17 protein-coding genes are annotated in these 19803 nt (G+C 60.8%); 7 read left to right on the plus strand and 10 right to left on the minus strand.

From position 1 onward, the window contains the following. Nucleotides 1-77: 77 nt before the first annotated feature. Both AWB75_RS25660 and AWB75_RS25665 read right to left on the minus strand, forming a co-directional pair. Entirely contained in the window at nucleotides 78-368 is a 291-nt protein-coding gene (locus AWB75_RS25660) for an undecaprenyl-diphosphate phosphatase (protein WP_235012234.1), read from the minus strand. Between the two features lie 211 nt (nucleotides 369-579). Next, nucleotides 580-879 (minus strand): DUF4148 domain-containing protein, encoded by a 300-nt coding sequence (locus AWB75_RS25665; RefSeq protein WP_061126851.1) that lies wholly within the window; start codon nucleotides 877-879, stop codon nucleotides 580-582. Nucleotides 880-1600: 721 nt separating this feature from the next. Here AWB75_RS25665 and AWB75_RS25670 point away from each other — a divergent pair. The 3 genes from AWB75_RS25670 to AWB75_RS25680 are packed head-to-tail and all read left to right on the plus strand — an operon-like array spanning nucleotide 1601 to nucleotide 4292. Further along, nucleotides 1601-2452 (plus strand): ABC transporter permease, encoded by an 852-nt coding sequence (locus AWB75_RS25670; protein WP_235012235.1) that lies wholly within the window; start codon nucleotides 1601-1603, stop codon nucleotides 2450-2452. Nucleotides 2453-2477: 25 nt separating this feature from the next. Next, a complete protein-coding gene (locus AWB75_RS25675; RefSeq protein WP_061126853.1) occupies nucleotides 2478-3497 on the plus strand; it encodes a taurine ABC transporter substrate-binding protein in 1020 nt (339 codons plus the stop codon). 57 nt (nucleotides 3498-3554) lie between these two features. Continuing rightward, nucleotides 3555-4292, plus strand: a complete 738-nt coding sequence (locus AWB75_RS25680) for an ABC transporter ATP-binding protein (RefSeq protein WP_061126854.1) — start codon at nucleotides 3555-3557, stop codon at nucleotides 4290-4292. 126 nt (nucleotides 4293-4418) lie between these two features. Here AWB75_RS25680 and AWB75_RS25685 read toward each other — a convergent pair whose 3' ends face one another. Further along, nucleotides 4419-5141 (minus strand): flagellar brake domain-containing protein, encoded by a 723-nt coding sequence (locus tag AWB75_RS25685; protein ID WP_087086834.1) that lies wholly within the window; start codon nucleotides 5139-5141, stop codon nucleotides 4419-4421. A gap of 1102 nt (nucleotides 5142-6243) precedes the next feature. Here AWB75_RS25685 and AWB75_RS25690 point away from each other — a divergent pair. The 3 genes from AWB75_RS25690 to AWB75_RS25700 all read left to right on the plus strand — a co-directional run bounded on the left by AWB75_RS25690 (nucleotide 6244) and on the right by AWB75_RS25700 (nucleotide 10478). Further along, the gene (locus AWB75_RS25690) at nucleotides 6244-7653 is read left to right on the plus strand and encodes an MmgE/PrpD family protein (RefSeq protein WP_061126856.1); all 1410 of its coding nucleotides are present in this window, start codon (nucleotides 6244-6246) and stop codon (nucleotides 7651-7653) included. Nucleotides 7654-7731: 78 nt separating this feature from the next. Continuing rightward, on the plus strand, nucleotides 7732-9021 hold the full coding sequence (locus AWB75_RS25695; protein WP_061126857.1) for an MFS transporter: 1290 nt from the start codon (nucleotides 7732-7734) through the stop codon (nucleotides 9019-9021). Nucleotides 9022-9053: 32 nt separating this feature from the next. Then, nucleotides 9054-10478 carry an MmgE/PrpD family protein gene (locus AWB75_RS25700; protein ID WP_061126858.1) on the plus strand — a complete coding sequence of 475 codons (1425 nt, stop codon included), beginning with the start codon at nucleotides 9054-9056 and terminating at the stop codon, nucleotides 10476-10478. A 212-nt stretch (nucleotides 10479-10690) separates the two neighbouring features. Here the strand turns inward: AWB75_RS25700 and AWB75_RS25705 are convergent, their stop codons facing one another. From AWB75_RS25705 to AWB75_RS25735, 7 genes are read right to left on the minus strand one after another with little or no spacing between them, the layout of a single operon-like run. Beyond that, nucleotides 10691-12385, minus strand: coding sequence for an electron transfer flavoprotein-ubiquinone oxidoreductase (locus AWB75_RS25705; protein ID WP_061126859.1), 1695 nt, complete (start codon nucleotides 12383-12385; stop codon nucleotides 10691-10693). 56 nt (nucleotides 12386-12441) lie between these two features. Next, nucleotides 12442-13296: an HpcH/HpaI aldolase/citrate lyase family protein gene (locus AWB75_RS25710; RefSeq protein ID WP_061126860.1), complete on the minus strand. Its 855-nt coding sequence runs from the start codon at nucleotides 13294-13296 to the stop codon at nucleotides 12442-12444. A 3-nt stretch (nucleotides 13297-13299) separates the two neighbouring features. Further along, on the minus strand, nucleotides 13300-14496 hold the full coding sequence (locus AWB75_RS25715) for a CaiB/BaiF CoA transferase family protein (RefSeq protein ID WP_061126861.1): 1197 nt from the start codon (nucleotides 14494-14496) through the stop codon (nucleotides 13300-13302). Nucleotides 14497-14530: 34 nt separating this feature from the next. Then, nucleotides 14531-15385, minus strand: coding sequence for an FAS1-like dehydratase domain-containing protein (locus tag AWB75_RS25720; protein WP_061126862.1), 855 nt, complete (start codon nucleotides 15383-15385; stop codon nucleotides 14531-14533). 42 nt (nucleotides 15386-15427) lie between these two features. After that, nucleotides 15428-16360, minus strand: coding sequence for an electron transfer flavoprotein subunit alpha/FixB family protein (locus AWB75_RS25725; RefSeq protein WP_061126868.1), 933 nt, complete (start codon nucleotides 16358-16360; stop codon nucleotides 15428-15430). Nucleotides 16361-16373: 13 nt separating this feature from the next. After that, nucleotides 16374-17123, minus strand: coding sequence for an electron transfer flavoprotein subunit beta/FixA family protein (locus AWB75_RS25730; RefSeq protein ID WP_061126869.1), 750 nt, complete (start codon nucleotides 17121-17123; stop codon nucleotides 16374-16376). A gap of 21 nt (nucleotides 17124-17144) precedes the next feature. Beyond that, nucleotides 17145-18317 carry an acyl-CoA dehydrogenase family protein gene (locus AWB75_RS25735; protein ID WP_061126863.1) on the minus strand — a complete coding sequence of 391 codons (1173 nt, stop codon included), beginning with the start codon at nucleotides 18315-18317 and terminating at the stop codon, nucleotides 17145-17147. A gap of 111 nt (nucleotides 18318-18428) precedes the next feature. Here AWB75_RS25735 and AWB75_RS25740 point away from each other — a divergent pair, with 111 nt between their 5' ends. Next, nucleotides 18429-19358 (plus strand): LysR substrate-binding domain-containing protein, encoded by a 930-nt coding sequence (locus AWB75_RS25740; protein ID WP_061126864.1) that lies wholly within the window; start codon nucleotides 18429-18431, stop codon nucleotides 19356-19358. Nucleotides 19359-19803 lie beyond the last annotated feature (445 nt).

Raw genomic sequence — 19803 nt, forward strand, 5'->3', positions numbered from 1 at the left:
CGGCGACTCGCAGAAAGACACCAAGTGCCCCGCGGTAAACGACAAAAGGCCACGTGGAAACCGCTCGAGGAATTTCATCAACCCCCAATGGCGCCAAACGCTGAAACGCTGGCAACTATGAGGCCAAATATCAGGAGCGACCATGCGTCGGACGGAATGTGCGCGTCAAACAGCACCCATAGCTCTTTCAATCCGGCCAACGCGATGGCAGGCAAACCCAGCAGAAAAGAGAAGCGCGCGGCTTCTTCACGTTTGAAATTTAAAACAGTGCCGCGGTCAACGTCGATCCTGAGCGAGACACGCCCGGCACCAACGCACCAATCTTCGCAATGCCGACGATCAGTCGCCCTCTCGCAGTTGCGCTTCACTTCATTCGCTGTGACCAGCTTATGGCGGGACTTCCACCCGTAGGAGTGCGCCCATGCTGGGCGCACACGAAAAAAGCCCAGGCGCTCGAGCGCTGGGCAAGCCATCGGCTCAGCCGGTGGCGGAGGTGCGGAAAACCAAACTGGCCGCCTGTCGTGTCCCACAGCGGCCAGTTTGTTTAAACAAGACGAACCTTGTCGGCTTCGAGCCGGTTTAATGACCGAAGTAGACCGGTGCGACGCTATTGCCGGTGTGCGCCGGGGCGCCCGAAGCCGATGACGTGTCGGCCACGCCGCCGTAGCTCGTCTGGCCGTTCTGCGCCGCGACCTTGGCTTCGGCAGCTTGAATCGCTGCCCGATACGTCGTGCGATCCATGCTCGGGTTGTAGCCGGCCCGCTCGACTTGCACCAGATCTGCCTTGACTTGAGCACGGGTCAGCGACTGGCTCTGAGCGAAGGACGAGACTGCCGGGATGGCCAATGCAGCGGCGACGATAATGGTTGCGAGTTTCATGTTGCTTACCTCCAGATTCGCGGTCTCGAACGCTCGGCCCGATCGGGCGGCGGCGCCCCGGCCCCGACCTGGCGCTTCCCGAAATGCCGCTCACGCGCGTCGGGCGCTCTTCGGCCAGTTCGGGGATTTCTGACACTGCGCTGGCGGTGATAATGGCGAACCCTCCGGCGGCATATGCCACATTCTTCCGCCTCGGCGTGGCAAATATCCGCCCTTGCCAAGGATGCGCGGCCGCCAACCGCGTTGCCGTTGCTCCCCGCCGCGTGCTCCCGGCGTCCCATCGTGAAGCAGGCCTGCGGTGGCCGCCTCAGACATCTGTCTGCCTCACCATTTCCAGCGCATCGTCGGCCTCGGAGCCAAGGCATCAGGCGGCACATGACTTCGATATCTGGACCTATCAGATCCCTTAGCCTGGCACTACCGGGTAGCTTATTGTTTGACGATGCTTGACTAAACCGGCGAGTTTGCAATCGAGCATCCGGCGAAAGCCTGAAACCGGTGCGTGCCGCCGCTGACCTTACTTTTGGTCAGCAGAGCTGTCGCGTACCGTTCCGGGACTCAAAGCCGCTCTCGGGTCTTGTGTTCCTGGCTAGGTACCTTTTACACGACGTATCAGCACCTGGCGGCCCGTGTGATTCACAGGTTTGTGCAACGGACGGGACGTCGAAGCGCATTCCGCGTCCCGGGCATTCGAATCCGAACTGAGGAGACGGCAGTGAGAGTGAGAGCCCTACTCAACCACGACAAGACCATCGAGCCTTCCACGGCGCGGCGCAAGCCGGAGGTCAAACAGCGTCGCGCACGCTCAAGCATGAATTCTTATTGGCTGACCGGCGCCGTGCTGATCATATCGGTCCTGCTGTGGCAGGCGATATCGATGGCGGGAGTCTTTCCTGCGTTCGCGCTGCCTTCGCCGGTGGCCGTCTGGCAAGCGTTCATCGATATTCTGCGCAACGGATATGGCGGCCAGTCGCTGATCAGCGACATTCTGATTAGCTGCTTTCGCATCATCATCGGCTTCGTCGGCGCGGTCGCGATCGGCGTTCCGATCGGCCTTTTGATGTCCCGCAGCAAAATCATTTTCGACATCATCGACCCGTTGCTGCAGTTCATCCGTCCGGTGCCGCCGCTCGCGTATATCCCGCTTCTGGTGGTGTGGTTCGGCATCGGGGAATTGCCGAAGGCGATTCTGATTCTCGTCGGCACCATCCCGGTCATCATCATCGGCACCATGTCGGGAGTCAGGAGTACGCCGCCGCTGCGTATCGCGGTGGCCCGCACCCTGGGTGCCACCAACGCGCAAATATTCCGCAAGATCGTACTGCCTTCAGCGATGCCCGAGATCTTCACCTCGATGCGCGTGGGAATCGGCGTGGCGTGGACCTGCCTGGTCGCCGCCGAACTGATCGCCGCCAGCAGCGGGCTGGGCTGGCTCGTACAGTTCGCCGGGCAAGCGCTGCAGGTTGCCGTTGTCATCGTCGGCATCGTCATTATCGGGGTCATCGGCTACGCCATGGAACTGGTGATTCGCAGGCTCGAGAACTGGATCGTTCCCTGGCGCGGAAATGACTGAAACCAACCATCAGAGGAGACCAGACGTGAAGACGAAACACCCTAATCGAGCCGCGACCGCAGCCGTGCTTGCCTGCGGCCTCCTGATCGCCGGCGCCGCCTGTGCGCAGAGTAAGCCGCAAGTCATCATCGGCTACGAAGACAACGGCGCGGACCCATACATGGTGTCGATGGCGGAGCACCTGTTCGAACGTCACATGAATGCGGAGGTCGAGTACAAGCTCTTCAGCTCGGGACCTGCGGCCATGAGCGCGCTGGCCTCGAACAGCCTTTCGTTCATGTGCGGCCTCGGCGTGCCGCCGCTCGTCACCGCGATCGCGCAGGGCTTGCCGATGACGATCGTGTACAACCAGGAACGGTATACGAACGCGGCCGGCATCGTGGTCAAGCCCGAAAGCGGCATCCGCGATGTGGCGGGTCTGCAGGGCAAGAAGATCGCGATCGTCGCGGGCTCGCAGGCGTCCTTCGAACTGGCGACGTTTCTCGCCGAAGCGCACGTGCCGTACACGTCGGTGACCCAGATCAATATGGCGCCGCCGCAGATGCGCACCTCGTGGGTGACGGGCGCGATCGACGCGGCTATCGTCTGGGATCCCGTGTTCAGCGCGTTGCGCGCGGCCGGCGGCAAAGCGATCAAGACCGACGGCGATCTGCCGCGCGGCGCGTCCAGCTACAACGTCTGCATCGCCAACGCCGACTGGGCGAAGGCACACCCGGATCTCGTACGCGGCTTCGTCGGCGCGCTCGACGAGGGCTATCAGATAACGAAGAAGGACCCCGATAAGGCGATCGCCGAAATGGCTAAACAGACGGGCGTCACCGTGGATGTCGCGAAAAGCGAACTGGCGGGCTACGAGCTGTTCTCAGGAGCCGATCAGACCTCACCGAAAGTAATGGGCTCAGGCGCAGGCGTAAAAACGTCGGCGACGTATGAAACGCTGGTAAATACCGCCAGGGTACTCAACTCGATCGGACGCATTCAGACGGTGCCGTCAAACTTCGAGGCCAACGTCGCTCCGCAATATTCGCAATCGCTGGCTCATTGAGGCGCTGCATTGAGCCGCTGAGCTGCTGAGAACTTACTCGCCAGGCAGGAGACGGACTTGACTATCCTAATCGATTCCCTTTACAAGACTTTCGGCGGAACCTCCGCCCTCGAGAACATCAATCTGCAGTTCCAGGGCGGCGAGTTCGTCACCGTGCTCGGGGCGTCCGGCTGTGGCAAGACGACCTTGCTGCACCTTCTGGCCGGTCTGACGTCGCCCTCGCGGGGCAATATCTACATAGATGGCGAGATCAAGGATCAGCCAGGCGAAGACCGCGTCGTCGTATTCCAGCAGGCCGGATTGTTCCCGTGGCTCACCGTCGAAGAGAATATCGAGTTCGGTCTTTCCCTTCATTCGGTTTCAAAGGCCGAACGCCGCAGGGCCTCCGCCGACATCCTGCGCACCATCGGTCTCGAAAACTTCGCGCGTCATAAACCCTATGAACTATCCGGCGGGATGCAGCAGCGCGTGGCAATTGCGCGTGCGCTCGTCATGAAGCCAAAGGTCTTGCTGATGGACGAGCCCTTCGGCGCGCTCGATGCGCAAACGCGCAGCGCGATGCAGACATTCCTGACCTCGCTATGGGACCAATTGCATTGCACCATCGTGTTCATCACGCATGACATCGACGAAGCTATCTTTCTCGGCACGCGTCTCATCGTGCTATCGTCAAGACCGGGTCGGGTCGCGCTCGACGTGCCGATCGAACTGGAGCGTCCCCGCACGCCGCAGGTCGCCTTCGACCCTCACTTTCTGGAACTCAAGAAGCAGGCGATGGGCATTCTCGCGCATTGAATCTGCAAGCGGCCGGATCATTTAGTCAGCAGATCGGTAAGATCGCCGACGTGGCTTAGCAAGTGACGCGGAGACTGTTCTTACGGCCGAATGAACACAGCGGCCGCGAATCAAATGTATTCAGCGTCATTGGGCTGCGCTGCCCGTTGCGGTCTCGAACATGTGTAGTCTTAGCAGAGCCATCGTATCCGCTGTTTGGCTGCTGATCTCCGCACCGACCAGGACGCCACCGTCAACGCGCCTCCCATTGCGCGCTATGCAGTTGAACACGACGGCGTGAAGCTTACCCCCGGCGCGCAGGCGCAATCCCAATCTGAAGTGCTCGCCAACGTTGACGAGGTCGTTGGAAGCTCGGAAAGCGATGCCGCCCAGGCTCACGTTCGTGACTGTTACGTCGAAGCCGGCGGCGACACAGTCGTTTCTGATCAAACGCCCTGGCATTTCGGTCGAGACTCGCACGTGGTTGCGCACGACGTGAGTCTGCACGGACGCCGGCCAAGCCAGATAGATTACCTTGACCGGCGTCTCACTGCGTCCGAGTACGGTGCTGCGAAACTGATAGATCTTTCGCCCTCGAAGGGCGTTACAAGATACTTCAGCTCCGGCTTTGAGGAACTCATCACCGCTAGAAGCGGTCACGAGCAGCGCGCTGCCGGAAATCGAACCGACGAAGTCAGTCTCAAGAGGCTGAGGCTCACTGCCGACAATCGTCACCTGTATGCTGTCGATCGTCTTCGGAAGCGTTTCAGTGTTGGCAGCCACTTGATGGGCGAATGCCCCGCCCTTCTCCTCGTCACGTTGGCGGTCGAGACGAGCATTCCTCCCGGACGGGCAGCGCTTCCGCTGCAAGAATGTGCCTTCTCATTCTCGCTGCGTAGTCCACCCGCTGAAAGAATCTTTTCCCGCTGGCTCTCCGATTGAACAAAGTAGCCGCGTGCCAGCAGGAGCTTGCCAGTTGCAGAGTAGACGGCGAATGGAAGCGGCGAACCAATTTCCAATTCTCGAGCGGTGATCTTAACGAGTGCCATGTCCGTTGGCCCGTCGACGTCGCGGAATGGACCGCGCGCTCGGGACGCATCAATTTTCGAAACGCTAACTTAACTCTGAGCGCACTGCCCGGACGTGCGCTGTCCCACAATCGTCTATAGAAATAAGGAAGTCTATATGCGGTGTTGTCGGCCAAAGCCTCGTTCGTTCTTTGATTGTGCATTCCGACAACTGGCCGCCCGTCGTGCGGTCGACGGTGAGCGGCACGCAAGAGGGTTTGACCAAGGTGCTGGCGGCCGCTGCAGAGCCTCGTTGCCGAAGCATGGGCCGACTGGCCTGGTGGCTCTGTCGCCAGGGATCGGCCGTGCCCGCTAAGGTTTATTCGACGCCTGCCATCGGCCACAGGAATGTGACGATGCGTCTGCGTGAGTTGGCAGGCGTTGAATAAGCCCTGTGGAGGAAACTGTGGAATGCGCCAATGCATTGGAGCTTCGCGGCTATGGCGATTGATAGGCCGGGCCGCGAATGCCGTCGCGCCCGGTCCGCTCGACACGGACCTGCTGCGCACGGCTTCCCGCAATCGCCAAAGTACGGAACGTCGGCGTCACGCACGTTGCGTCATTCGATGTTGGCGAGTTCAATACATGGTGCCCTCGTTCGAATCGACTCTGGAATCGCGCATACTCGTCGCGCCACGTCGCGGTTCCTCTGCCTAACTAATAATAGTTATTCTATGAGACAACTTACGGTCCTGCTCGATGGCGTCCGCGTGGAAATGGACGTGCCTCAGTGTCCCTCCGGCATTGGATGGTTGCCTGACGGACGTCTGCTGGGTATCGAAGCGGACGAAATGCGCGACGTCATGTCGAAGTACGCCCGCAGAAGTTCGAACGTCTGATGGCAGGTAATGCCCGCATCGGTACAAACGAAAAATTACGGAAAGCCAAATAACGGAGACTTTGGAATGAGCCAATTCAAGCCGCAACGGGGCGAAGACCCGATGGCTACGCTCTGCCGAATGGCATTGCAAACCCAGTACGCCGACTTGCCGGCCGACGTCGTACGTCACGTCAAACATACCCTGCTCGATGCCATGGGCGTCACCATTGGCGGATCCGCGATGGAAGGCATCCCCGCTATCGTTTCGCTCGTCAAAGAGCGCGGGGGCAACCCTCAAACGCCGCTGCCCTTTTACGGCGGTCGGGTGCCAGCCAACGAGGCAGCGCTGGCCATGGGCCCGATGCCGCGCGCCATGGACTGCGGCGATCTGCACGAGGAGGCCGGTCACGTAACCGAATACATCGTGCCCACGCTGCTCGCTGCCACCGGCCTTCGCGGCCCCGTTTCGGGCAAGGCGTTCGTTGCTGCGATGGCTATCGGTCAGGAAATTCTCGTGCGGCTGGGAACGGCCTATAAGGTCATCAACCGCGGGGTTAAACACCATGAGTGCGGCGGCCATTACATTTTCGGCGCCGTGGCCGCCGTGGGCAAACTGATAGGGCTGACACAGGAAGAACTGGAAAACGCCCAAGGCATCGCGCGCACCATGACGCAACCCAACACCATGGGAATCTACTCGCCCGCCACGCTGATGGTGCGCATGCATCATGGACTGGTCAGCCAGGCGGCCATCACCTGTTGCCAGCTGGCGCAACGCGGCATCACCGGACCGCGCGCCGAGGTGTTGCTCGGCGCCAAGGGCTACTTCGCCACGGCGCGCTGGGAGACCGATCCCGAGTTCATTCTCAGGGATCTCGGTGAGCATTGGGAACTGGAAAACATCATCACCAAGGGCTATAGCGCCTGCTATTTCTCGCATTCATCCATCGACGCCATCCGCGCGCTCATGAAAGAAGAGGCGTTCGGAGTGCGCGACATCGTCAGCATTCACATCGAGACCTCCACGCCAAGTTGGCGCGCCGTGTGCGAGCCTCAGGATAAGAAGTGGCATCCCGCCACGGTGCCCGAGTGCCAGTTCAGCCTGCCTTATGTCGTGGCCATTGCCGCATTTGACGGCAAGGTCTTCCTGGAGTCGTATAGCGAAGAAGCGCGCGCCCGGCCCGAAGTACGCGAGTTGATGACGCGCATCACCGCCGAGGAAAATCCTGGCGTTTCCGATTGGGGCGCACGCCTGACTGTGAAGCTGCGCGATGGGCGTGAAGTGAGGAAGGAATGCATATACGTGAAAGGGCATCCCAGGAATCCGTTCAATGAAGAGGATTTCATGGCCAAGTTCAAGCTCTGCGTGCCCTACTCTGCCATACCCCTTGCTCAGGAAGTCGTGGACAAAATGGTCTACGACATTCTTCATTTCGATGAAGTGGATGACGTTGTTAGCGCACTGCTCGACCCGCTGATACCGAGCGAGATCTGAACCCGGCAGAACGCTGATTGCTACGCGCGGAAGGTGACGCAACGCCTTCCAGCGACACAAATACAATAAGGAGACAGCATGGAATCGCTTGAGCAAAGCACCATGCGCAAAGTGTTTCGGCGTCTGGTGCCATTCTTTGCGCTGTGCTATTTCGTATCCTTTCTCGATCGGGTGAGCGTCGGATTCGCCAGTCTGCAAATGAATCAGGCCATTGGCCTGACGGCCGCGCAATACGGTCTGGGTTCAGGGCTGTTCTTTCTCCTTTATTTCCTGTTCGAGGTGCCCTCCAACCTGCTGCTGGTGCGCGTAGGCGCGCGCATCTGGCTTGCCCGCATCATGATCACGTGGGGCCTGATTTCGGGGGCGACAGCCTTTGTGGTCGGCCCGCATAGTTTCTACGCCGTGCGACTTCTATTAGGTCTGGCTGAGGCGGGCTTCTTTCCAGGCGTGGCGTATCTCCTCACTCTGTGGTTTCCTTCGGCTTATCGTGCGCGTGTCATGGGATATCTGCTGGTAGCCGCGCCCCTGTCTTCGGTGATCGGTTCCCCGATCTCAGGCATGCTCTTGAGCCTGCACGGGCTCGATGGTCTAGCCGGGCTGCAGGGCTGGCAGTGGATGTTCCTCATTGAAGCGTTGCCTGCGCTCATTCTTGGCGTCGTCATCATTCAATACCTCAAAGGCGCCCCCGACAGCGTGCACTGGCTGCGAGCAGAAGAGCGCGGGTGGCTCTCCGCTCGTATGAGCAATGAATACTTGCAGCGGCCTGAAGATCACAACGTTCCCGTTTCCCAGGTCTTCTCCGACAAACGGGTGTGGCTGCTCGCTGCCATGGCCTTCGGTTTCTTTCTAACCATCTACGGCATAGGCTTTTTCCTCCCGCAAATCGTGAAATCCTTCGGCCTGAGCAACGCTCAGACTGGGTTCGTCACGGCCATTCCCTACGTGATCGGCTCCGCAAGTCTGGTGTTCTGGGCACGCCGCTCCGACCGTACCAGGGAGCGCCGCTGGAACATCGCGCTACCCACGCTCATCGGCGCCGCATCCCTCGTTGGCGCTAGCCTTTCCGGCGACCCCGTCGTCAAACTCGTCTTGTTCTGTTTCCTGGCATTTGGCATGTTTGGCGCACTGCCCGCGTTCTGGGCGATCAACACGGAATTGCTCTCGGGCTCGGCCGCCGCGGCGAGCATTGCATGGATCGGCGCTGTGGGTAATCTGGGGGGCTTTGCCGGGCCCTATCTGCTCGGCGTTACCAAAGATCTAACCGGAACCGATACCGCCGCCCTTATGTTGATGGCCGTGGTTGCACTGATCGCCGCCGCCATTGCGTTATCGGTGAGTCGAACGATACATCTCTACCGCCAGGCCTGAACACTATTCTCATCATTTCCAAGGAGACTGCAATGACCGCCGCACAACAAAATCGATCCTCCGTGCCATCTAATTGCCCGCCGCTGGAACAGGCAGTGGTGCAGTTCATCCAGGACCTGAGATACGAGGACATCGACGTGCCCGCGCACGCCGGAATCAACCGGCTGATGCGCGATCAGCTCGCGCTGCAGATCGGTATCTCCAGGATGCCGTGGTCCGAGCAATTGCTCAAATACGCGTCGAGCCAGCAGCGACCGGGCAAAAGCCGCGTCAGCGCCTCGCCAATTACGATGAGCGCCATGGACGCCGCCTTCGTCAACGGCTCTTACGGTCATGGGTTCGAATACGACGATGCCCACGGTCCCAGCTACAGTCATCCGGGCAGTTGCGTGATCCCGGCTGCGCTCGCCATCGGTGAGGAACTTGGCTCTTCGCTCGAAGAAGTGATCACCGCGATGGTCGCCGGATACGAGGTCTACGCGCGCATCGGATTGCTGGCTGCGCCCGACCTCCTGCAACGCGGTTTTCATCCGCACTGCACGCTGTCCAACTTCGGCGCCGCGGCCGTTGCCGCCAAATTGCGCCGATTTGACGCCGAGACAACGCTGCAGGCGCTGGCGATTGCGCTGAGCCACGTCTCGGGTACGACCGAATACACTTCCACAGGCGGCTCCATCAAGCGCGTCCACGCGGGAATCGGCACACGCAATGGCATCGCGGCCGCCGACATGGCCAAGGCAGGCATCACCGGACCGCGCGCATTCCTGAGCGGAAACAAGGGATTCTTTCGGGCCTTCCTGCAGCGTACGGCAGGCGACGCCGCCGATCAACGCTTCGCGCCGGGTCGGCCTTTCGAGATCGGTACTGTCTGGCTCAAAGCCTATTGCGCCTGCTACTGCACGCATGCTTATATCGACGCGCTGCGACCGTTTTCATTGCGCCGGGACGAGATTGCCGACGTGCACCTGAAGATCACGCCGCACTTCAACGTCGTCGTCGGCACGTCCAACGCAAATGCCTACGAACCCAAGAACATCGAGCATGTGCAATTCAGCTTGCCGATTCAGGCAGCGTTCACGCTGTTGGGCAATGGGAATGGCTACCCGATCCATCGCGACTATCTCGCGGGCGAGGTCGACATGGCTCCGGTGATCGACATGGCCCGCAGTATCCGTATCACTGAAGAGCCGGCGCTGGAGAAGGACTACCCCGGCAAGTTCGTCGCGGACGTAACGGTCAGGTTCAAGAACGGCACCTCGGAACATGTGTTCGTGGAAGATCCGATCGGCACCGACAAGAATCCCATGCCGGAACACGAGCAGGACGCGAAGTTCATGGAACTCACCGGTGACGTGCTAGGTAAGGACAGAGCCCGGAAGCTGCTCGCCGCGTTGCGTGAGATGAATCCGGCGATGAAAGCCGCGGAGCTGACGACTATGTGCTCCACGGAGCGCTGAATTCCGGCTTGCTTCGAAAGACTCGACGAACGCGCGCCGAGTCTGATCGGCCGCCATCGCCATACATCGGAACGTGAGGCAGATACATTCCGGCAGCATGGCAACGTGCGTCCGGGTGCCAAAACCCAAGCCCGGCGCGCCTTTGGTTCACACGACGGGCGCGCGTTCAAATGCAAAGGTCGATGGATTAAAACAACGCTTCACCACCTCATCTACATTCCTGAATAGTTGGGACCACCTCCGCCCTCAGGCGTGACCCATACGATATTCTGGGTTGGGTCCTTGATGTCGCAGGTCTTGCAATGCACGCAATTTTGCGCATTGATCTGTAGCCGCTTGCCGCCCTGAACGTCGGCATCGACGAACTCGTACACACCTGCGGGACAGTAACGCGCTTCCGGACCTGCATACGTCATCAGGTTGACGTTCACGGGCACGCCCGCATCTTTGAGCGTCAGATGCGCGGGCTGGCTTTCCTCGTGGTTGGTGTTGCTGATGAACACGCTGGAAAGCCGGTCGAACGTCAGCTTGCCGTCGGGCTTGGGATAGTCGATAGGTTGGCAAGCGCTTGCAGGCTTCAAATATGCGTGGTCAGGTTTTTTGCGGCGCAGCGTCCAGGGGATGCGACCGCGCAGAACGAGCTGCTCGAAGCCGTTCATCAGCGTGCCCACGGCAAGCCCGTGAGCAAACCAGTTCTTGAAATTGCGGTCCTTGCGCAGCTCGGCGCAGAGCCAGCTTTTTTCGAACGCGTGCGGATACTCCGTCAGCTCGTCGTGCTGACGCCCCGCCGCCACCGCCGCGTAAGCGGCTTCGCCCGCGAGCATGCCGGTCTTGATCGCGGCATGACTGCCCTTGATGCGGCTCACGTTGAGAAAGCCCGCCTCGCAACCTACCATCGCCCCTCCCGGGAAGATGAACTTGGGCAACGCGTTGATACCGCTCGCATTGATGGCGCGCGCGCCATAGGACAGGCGTTTCGCCGTGATCTCGCCCTTGTCGTTCTCGAAGTAGTGGCGGATTCTCGGATGCGTCTTCCAACGCTGGAATTCCTCGAACGGGCTCAGGTAAGGATTCGTGTAGCCGAGGCCCGTGACGAAACCCACGGCGATCCTGTTTTCATCGAGGTGATAAAGGAAGGAGCCGCCGTAGGTCTCGCTGTCCATCGGCCAGCCGGCCGTGTGCATGACAAAGCCCGGCTTGTGGCGCGCGGGTTCGATTTCCCACAGTTCCTTGACGCCGATACCGAAACTCTGCGGATCGCGCCCGGCGGCGAGCTCATAGCGTGCAATCAGTTGCTTCCCGAGATGGCCGCGTGCGCCCTCGGCGAAAATCGTGTATTTGGCATGCAGTTCCATGCCAAGCTGGAAGTGCTCGTTGGGTTCGCCATCCTTGCCTATACCCTGGTTACCCGTCGCCACACCCATGACCGCACCGTGTTCGTTATAGAGCACTTCGGCGGCCGCGAATCCCGGAAATATTTCGACACCGAGCGACTCGGCCTGTTCGGCCAGCCACTTCGTCAATGCCCCCAGACTGATGACATAGTTCCCGCGGTTATGCGCGAACGGCGGCAGGAACATGTTGGGGACGCGCAAGGACGATTCCTTGCTCAGAAAGACGTAGGCTTCGTCAGTTACAGGCTGCCTCAATGGTGCCCCACGCTCTTTCCAGTCCGCAAAGAGTTCGGTCAGTGCGTTGGGATCCATGATCGCGCCAGAGAGGATGTGAGCGCCCGGCTCGGATCCCTTTTCCAGCACCACGACGGACACATCCCGGCCCTCTTCCGCCGCGCGTTGCTTGATGCGTATGGCTGTCGACAGGCCGCCGGGACCACCGCCCACCACCACCACGTCGTACTCCATGGACTCTCGCGGTCCGTACTCGGCCAAAAGGTCGTCGCTGTTCATTGGGTTTTCTTCAGTGGATCTTGCCTCACACGCCGCTGATCAGGCGATTTCGGCTCTCATTTAAGTATGCTTGCCACGATCGCCTCGGCCGCGCGGATCACCGGCAGATCGACCATGTGACCTTCCAGACGGAAGGCTTCGCCACCGTGCTTCGCCGCTTCGTCCAGAACGCGCAACGCCCAGGCCTTTTCTGCATCGGAATAGCCCAGGACTTCGTTCACACCGGCCACTTGAGACGGGTGGATGCACAGCTTTCCGCTGAAGCCGAACGCGCGTGCGCGCCGGGCATCGGCAATCAGACGCTCGGTATTGCCGATGTCGGTCGTCACGCCATCGATGGGTGCGTGCAGTCCCGCTCGGCGCGATGCGGCGACCAGGGCGTTGCGCGCGAAAGCCAGTTCGGGTTCGTCGGCCGACGCGTGCATGCCCAGGTCCAGTTGAAAATCGAGATGGCCGAAGGCCAGACGAACAACCTGAGGATCGCGCGCCAGCGAATCGGCTGCGTCGAGACCGCTCAACGACTCGACCAGAGCCACGATGGCCGCCTCGGGGCCGAGGGCCTGTGCAACGTCGCGCATCGCGGCTGCGTGATCGGACTTCGGCAGCATCACGGTCACGCCCTTGCCTGCCCAGTCTCGTAGCAGCGCGATTTCCGCGTCGTGCCAGGGGGTGTCTACCGCATTGACGCGTACCGAGGTGCGTGCCAGTTCTGCCGGAGTCAGTTGAGGCAAGTGCTGTGCAAGTTGCTCGCGCGCGCTGATCTTGCTGTCATCGGCAACGGCGTCTTCCAGATCGATGATGATGCCATTCGCGCCCGAACCCAAAGCCTTGACGAAGCGTTCAGGTCTCGTGGCGGGCACGAACAGCAGACTGCGCGCATGGCTCACGGAAGACTCGGTTTTTGTGGGCATGGGTCAGATCACTCCGTCAGCCTGCAATTCGCTGATGGCGGCATCCGAACGCCCCAATTCGCGCAGAATCGTCGCGCTGTGTTCGCCGAGCGCGGGTACGGGGTCCATGCGGGCATCGAAGGTGTTGACGGTTGCGGGCGGCAAGAGAGCCTGCATTTCTCCCGCGGGCGAGCCGATGGAACGGAAACGCTGGCGAGCATGGAGCTGCGGGTGACTCCACAAATCGCCCACCTGATTGACAGCGGCGTTGGCGATCTGGGCTTCGTCGAGGCGCGCGATGACATCTGGCGCCGTGAGACTCGCAAAACCCTGTTCGATGACGTCTTTCAGGACCGCGCGGTTTTCCACGCGACGCACGTTGGAGTCGAAGCGTGGATCGGTCGCGAGTTCGGAACGGCGCAACACGATGTCGCAAAACAGCTTCCATTCCCGCTCGTTTTGCAGCCCCAGCATCACGACTCGGCCATCGCCAGCCTTGAATGGGCCATAGGGATAAATCGTGGCATGCGCTGCACCGTTGCGTCCGGGCGGCTGCTGGCCGTCATAGGCGTAGTACATGGGAAAGCCCATCCACTCGCCCAGCGCTTCGAGCATGGAGACTTCGACATGCGAGCCTTCACCGCTGATGCCACGGTGAAGCAGCGCGCTGAGAATGCCCGTATAGGCATACATGCCCGCTGCGATGTCGGCGATCGAGTTGCCCGCCTTGCTGGGCTCATCGGGCGTGCCCGTGATGGAGAGAAAGGCGGCCTCGCTCTGGATCAGCAGGTCGTAGGCCTTCTTGTCGCGATAGGGTCCGTCCGCGCCGTAGCCCGAAATGTCGCAGACGATGAGCTTCGGATATTTTGCGTGCAGCGTTTCGAACGACAAACCCATGCGCGCCGCTGCGCCGGGTGCCAGGTTTTGCACCAGCACGTCGGCCTCGGCGATCAATTCGCCCAGCACCTCGAGTGCGGCGGACTGCTTGAGGTCCAGCGTCAGGCTTTCCTTGGAGCGATTGGTCCAGACGAAATGCGAGGCCAGACCGCGCGTGCGGTGATCATAGGCGCGCGCGAAATCGCCGACGCCGGGACGCTCCACCTTGATGACTCGCGCACCGAGGTCGGCGAGCTGGCGTGTGCAGAACGGCGCGGCGATCGCGTGTTCCAGCGTGATGACGGTCATGCCGCTGAGCGGGCCACTGCGGTTGGGTTCTGACATGGCGTGTATCGTCTCTCGGGTTATCGGCTCGGTGTCATTCGAGTTCTGCGCTGGCCTGCATCGCCAACTGGCCTTGCGGACCGCGCGCCCACAGTCGTGCCGTCGTGTCCTCGATCTTGCCGTTGAGCGCGAATGGCGCGGTATCGAACAAAGGACTGACTGCCTTGAATTCGAAGCTGCGAACTGTCTTTTGCGGATGAACCCGACGCAGCTCCTCTACGAGCAGTGTCGCGATCAGCGGCCCATGCACGACGAGGCCCGGATAGCCTTCTTCATGCATCGCATAGGGACGGTCGTAGTGGATGCGATGGCCATTGAAGGTCAGCGCCGAATAGCGCATCAGCAGCACAGGGTCGGGGATGACTGTGCGGCCGAACTGCTCGTCGGTCGGGGCCGCCGCGGGCTGCGGCACAGGTGACCCGGGCGCCGGTGCGTCGCGATAGACGATGTCTTGCTCCTCGCGAATGGCGACGCCCTTCGCGTCAGCGACTTCATGCGACACGGTCACGAACACGAGTTCACCACTGCGCCCGGACTTGGTCTGGATGCCCCTGATTGTCGAGAGGCGCCGTACTGGCTCACCCACGGTTAGGGGACGCAGAAACCGCAACCGCCCTCCGGCCCACATGCGCCGCGGAAGGGTGATCGGCGGAAGGAAGCCGCCGCGCTGGGGATGCCCGTCCGGGCCGATGTTGGATTGACGCTCACCCGGTAGAAAATATAGCCAATGCCACAACGGCGGCAGCCTGGAGGGCAGCTTCACCGGATCGGAATAGTCCAGCATGGCCTGCATGAGCCGCACAGGCGCCTCGGTGAGTTGATCCGCACATTCTTCACTGCGGCCGGCCCAGGCATCGTAGGAATCTGGACTTTGAAGATTCGTATGCATCGTGCTTTACCAGGGAGAATCGATTTGAAAGCGGGTCATGCGCTACAGCACGTTGACCAGTTCTGGCACCGCTGTGAAGAGATCAGCCTGCAGGCCGTAGTCGGCGACGCTGAAGATCGGTGCTTCGGGATCCTTGTTGATTGCCACGATTACCTTGGAATCCTTCATCCCCGCCAGATGCTGGATCGCCCCGGAAATTCCGCAGGCGATATACAACTGCGGTGCTACGATCTTGCCCGTCTGCCCCACCTGCAGGTTGTTCGGCGCATAGCCGGCGTCCACCGCGGCGCGCGACGCGCCGATCGCTGCGCCGAGTCTGTCGGCCAGCGGCGTGATGACCTGCTGGAACTTCTCTTCGCTGCCCAGCGCCCGGCCTCCTGAGACAATGATCTTAGCCGCCGTCAATTCGGGCCGGTCGCTCTTGGTGACTTCACGCTTCAAGAAGCGGCTCTTGCCCGTGTCGGCCTCGGCCTCAATCGTTTCGATCACGGCGCTGCCGCCCGTTGCGGCGGCGGCATCGAAACCTGTCGTCCGAACCGTGATCACCTTGACGCTGTCGCCGCTTTGCACCGTGGCAATCGCATTGCCAGCGTAGATCGGACGCTCGAAGGTGTCGGGGCTGTCTACCTTGATGATGTCGCTGATTTGCGCCACGTCTAATCTGGCTGCCACACGCGGTGCGACGTTCTTGCCGCTTGCCGTGGCCGGGAACAGAATATGGCTGTAATTGCCCGCAATGGCCAATACCTGAGCCGCGACATTTTCCGCAAGGCCATCCTTGAGCGCTGCGCCGTCGGCGTGGACAACTTTTTCCACGCCCGAGATTTGCGCGGCCGCCCGGGCCGCCGCCGCAGCGTTTTCCCCGGCCACGAGCAAATGTACTTCGCCGCCACAGGCCGCTGCCGCCGTGACGGCGTTCAGTGTAGCCAGCTTGATGGACGCATTATCATGTTCTGCAATAACGAGGGCAGTCATTTCCATCGTCTCCTTAGATTACCTTTGCTTCGTTCTTGAGCTTCTCCACAAGCGCGGCTACATCTGCCACTTTCACGCCGGCCTTGCGCCCTGCCGGTTCTGCCACCTTGAGCGTCTTCAGGCGCGGTGCTACATCGACACCGAGGTCGCCGGGCTTGACGGTGTCCAGCGGTTTCTTCTTGGCTTTCATGATGTTGGGCAACGTCACGTAGCGTGGTTCGTTCAGGCGCAGGTCGGTGGTGATGACCGCCGGGATGGACAGCGACAGTGTTTCCAGGCCGCCATCCACTTCACGTGTCACATCGACCCGATCGCCGGCTAAGTCCACTTTCGACGCAAACGTAGCCTGCGGCAGTTCCGCGAGCGCCGCGAGCATCTGCGCGGTCTGGTTGGCGTCATCGTCGATGGCCTGCTTGCCGAGGATGATGAGGCTCGGCTGTTCCCTGTCCACTAACGCCTTGAGGAGCTTCGCCACCGCCAGCGGCTGCAGTTCCGCGTCGGTCTGCACGAGGATGCCGCGATCAGCGCCGATGGCCATCGCCGTGCGCAGCGTTTCCTGACACTGCGCCGCACCGCAGGACACCGCGACGACTTCGGTTGCCACGCCTTTTTCCTTGAGACGCACAGCTTCCTCGACGGCAATCTCATCGAACGGATTCATGCTCATCTTGACGTTGCCGAGGTCCACGCCAGCGCCATCACTTCTGACGCGAACCTTGACGTTGTAATCGACCACTCGTTTGACGGGTACGATAATTTTCATGATCATTGTTCCAATCAAATATCAGTAAGAGCGCGGAAGGTGCAGCACGTGTTCGGCTACATGTCCCAGAATCATATTGGTGGAGATGGGCGCAACCTGATACAGACGGGTTTCACGGAACTTGCGCTCCACGTCGTATTCGCATGCGAAGCCGAAGCCACCATGCGTTTGCAGGCACGCATTGGCGGCTTCCCAACTGGCCTTGGCCGCCAGGTACTTGGCCATATTGGCTTCAACGCCCGCGTTCTCGCGCGCATCGATCTTCTGACAGGCGCGCCAGCGCATCAGATTGGCGGCCTCGAGCTCGATAAACGATTCGGCGAGCGGGAACTGGATGCCCTGGTTCTGGCCGATGGAACGGCCGAAGACCTTGCGCTCGTTCGCGTAATCCCGCGCCTTTTCGAGGAACCAGTAACCGTCTCCGATGCATTCGGCCGCAATCAGCGTGCGCTCTGCGTTCAATCCATCGAAGATCACTTTAAGGCCCTTGCCCTCGGTGCCAAGCAGTGCATCCTCGGGCAATTCGAGGTTGTCAAAAAACAGTTCGTTGGTCTCATGGTTCACCATGTTGAGAATAGGCTGCACCGTCAGACCATTGCCGATGGCCTTGTCCAGCTCGACAATGAAGCACGACAGGCCATCGCTCTTCTTTTGCACCTGGTCGAGCGGCGTGGTGCGCGCCAGCAGAATCAGCAGGTCGCTGTGCTGCACGCGCGATATCCAGACTTTCTGGCCATTGATGACCCAGCGGCCGTCCTTTTTTACGGCCGTGGTCTTGAGCTTGGTGGTGTCGCTGCCCGTAGTGGGCTCGGTCACGCCCATCGACTGCACGCGCAACTCGCCCGCGGCGATGCGGGGCAAAAAGCGTTGCTTCTGCGCCTCCGTGCCGCTAAATACGATCGTGTTCATCACGTACATCTGGCCGTGGCAGGCGCCGGAGTTGCCGCCTGAACGATTGATCTCTTCCATGATGACGGAGGCCTCGGCCATCGACAGGCCGGGGCCGTCATAGTCCTGCGGAATCAGCGCAGCAAGCCAGCCGGCCTTCGTCAGGGCGTTGACGAACTCCTCCGGATAACCACGTGCCTCGTCGATCTTACGGTGATAGTCGGCGGGAAACTGACTACACAGGGCGCGCACGGCGTCACGAATCTCCTGGTATTGGTCCGGGGCGGAAAGCAGGGAAGCGCTCATAAAGGAAGATCCGTAAGTAGCTTTGGTCGAGTCATAGTAATATTTGATGGATCGTTGGAAAAATAGAAATAACTGATCGCACCATCATTTTTCGGCATCGAGGTATGTGTGATGGATCTCAAGCAACTGCGTGCCTTTGTCACCGTCGCCGAAACCGGCAACGTAACCCGCGCGTCCACCCTCCTGAACCTCGTGCAGCCTGCGGTGTCCCGGCAACTGCGACTGCTTGAAGAGGACATGGGTACGGAGTTCTTCGACCGTAGCCGCCATGGCATGCAACTCACGGCTTCGGGCAAGACTATGCTCGAATACGCGCGCCGCATCCTCGACGAAGTCGCGCGCGCCAAGGCAGAAATTCAGCCTGTCGAGGGGCCCGTTTCGGGCATCGTCAGCATTGGCCTGCTTGCCAGCACATCGGACGTCCTGGCCACGCTGCTGGCGGACGAAGTGGCCAAGCGTTACCCGCACATCCGTCTGCGACTGACCATCGGTTATGCAGGGCACCTGCAGGACTGGCTCGAGGCCGGCGATGTGGATGCCGCCTTGCTCTATGGGCAGAAGGAAACATCCGCGCTGCACGTAAAGCCCCTGATCGAGGAAAGTCTCTGGACAGTGGCGGCGCCCTCGGCGAGGCTATCCCGCAAGCGACCGCTCACGCTCGCGCGCGTGGCACGCGAGCCCTTCATCCTCCCCGCCGCGCCACAGGGTTTGCGTGCCGTCATCGAGCACGCCGCGACCGAGGCTGGCGTGACACTGCAGGTGTTCGCCGAAACCAATGCGCTGAGCGTCCAGAAGGAACTGGTTGCACAAGGACACGGCTGGACGATTCTTCCGGCCGTGGGTGTCACGCAGGAGGTCGAGCGGCGGACTCTCACCGCGGCCCCGCTGATCTCCCCTGCCCTCAAGCGCACCATCGTGCTGGCGGCACCCAGCAGCCGGCAAGCCACGGCGCCCGTGCGCTGCGTCGTCGGGGTGCTGCTGGACTGCGTCAAGTCCACGTTCGAGAACGGCCGCTGGCCCGATGCACGCTGGCTCGGTTAGACGACCAGGCGGGAGCACAGATCGGCAATCGCTTGTCGATCCAACCGATGCCCTCCAGAGTTTCATCCGTGTGCTCACCGGTCCTGCGCGGCAGGGACACAGGTGTGGGAAGATCGGCGCCTTCTTGGGCGCGCCGGGGGCCCTTGCGACCGTTGCGCCTAGTTCCTCGACAGGAACGCCCTTTCCAACGCGGCCGTCCGGAACAGGTTAACCCCAATCGACTTTGATGGTCACTTGTTTTCTAGTGAATGTTAGTTTGACGAGCCGGTCTTGAAAGGCAACGGTATGCAACATTCATGCTCTATCGACGGGTGCATTGGCCATCGGTCACCCCTATCTTGCGGCAAACGAATTGCTGCAGGCGGCGCTGAACCGCCCCGGCTTTGTCGGAGACTGCCGAGTTTGGCGCTACGCCGCGCGAGCGGAGAGCACCAGATTCCGATTG

The organism is Caballeronia catudaia (genome assembly GCF_001544755.2).
Lineage (GTDB): Bacteria > Pseudomonadota > Gammaproteobacteria > Burkholderiales > Burkholderiaceae > Caballeronia > Caballeronia catudaia.

Excerpts from the sequence above, each read along its gene's own strand:
- AWB75_RS25725 (WP_061126868.1), bottom strand. The coding sequence starts at position 16,360 with ATGACTGCCCTCGTTATTGCAGAACATGATAATGCGTCCATCAAGCTG.
- AWB75_RS25695 (WP_061126857.1), top strand. The coding sequence starts at position 7,732 with ATGGAATCGCTTGAGCAAAGCACCATGCGCAAAGTGTTTCGGCGTCTG.
- AWB75_RS25715 (WP_061126861.1), bottom strand. The coding sequence starts at position 14,496 with ATGTCAGAACCCAACCGCAGTGGCCCGCTCAGCGGCATGACCGTCATC.
- AWB75_RS25710 (WP_061126860.1), bottom strand. The coding sequence starts at position 13,296 with ATGCCCACAAAAACCGAGTCTTCCGTGAGCCATGCGCGCAGTCTGCTG.
- AWB75_RS25690 (WP_061126856.1), top strand. The coding sequence starts at position 6,244 with ATGAGCCAATTCAAGCCGCAACGGGGCGAAGACCCGATGGCTACGCTC.
- AWB75_RS25705 (WP_061126859.1), bottom strand. The coding sequence starts at position 12,385 with ATGAACAGCGACGACCTTTTGGCCGAGTACGGACCGCGAGAGTCCATG.
- AWB75_RS25730 (WP_061126869.1), bottom strand. The coding sequence starts at position 17,123 with ATGAAAATTATCGTACCCGTCAAACGAGTGGTCGATTACAACGTCAAG.
- AWB75_RS25665 (WP_061126851.1), bottom strand. The coding sequence starts at position 879 with ATGAAACTCGCAACCATTATCGTCGCCGCTGCATTGGCCATCCCGGCA.
- AWB75_RS25700 (WP_061126858.1), top strand. The coding sequence starts at position 9,054 with ATGACCGCCGCACAACAAAATCGATCCTCCGTGCCATCTAATTGCCCG.
- AWB75_RS25720 (WP_061126862.1), bottom strand. The coding sequence starts at position 15,385 with ATGCATACGAATCTTCAAAGTCCAGATTCCTACGATGCCTGGGCCGGC.
- AWB75_RS25735 (WP_061126863.1), bottom strand. The coding sequence starts at position 18,317 with ATGAGCGCTTCCCTGCTTTCCGCCCCGGACCAATACCAGGAGATTCGT.
- AWB75_RS25740 (WP_061126864.1), top strand. The coding sequence starts at position 18,429 with ATGGATCTCAAGCAACTGCGTGCCTTTGTCACCGTCGCCGAAACCGGC.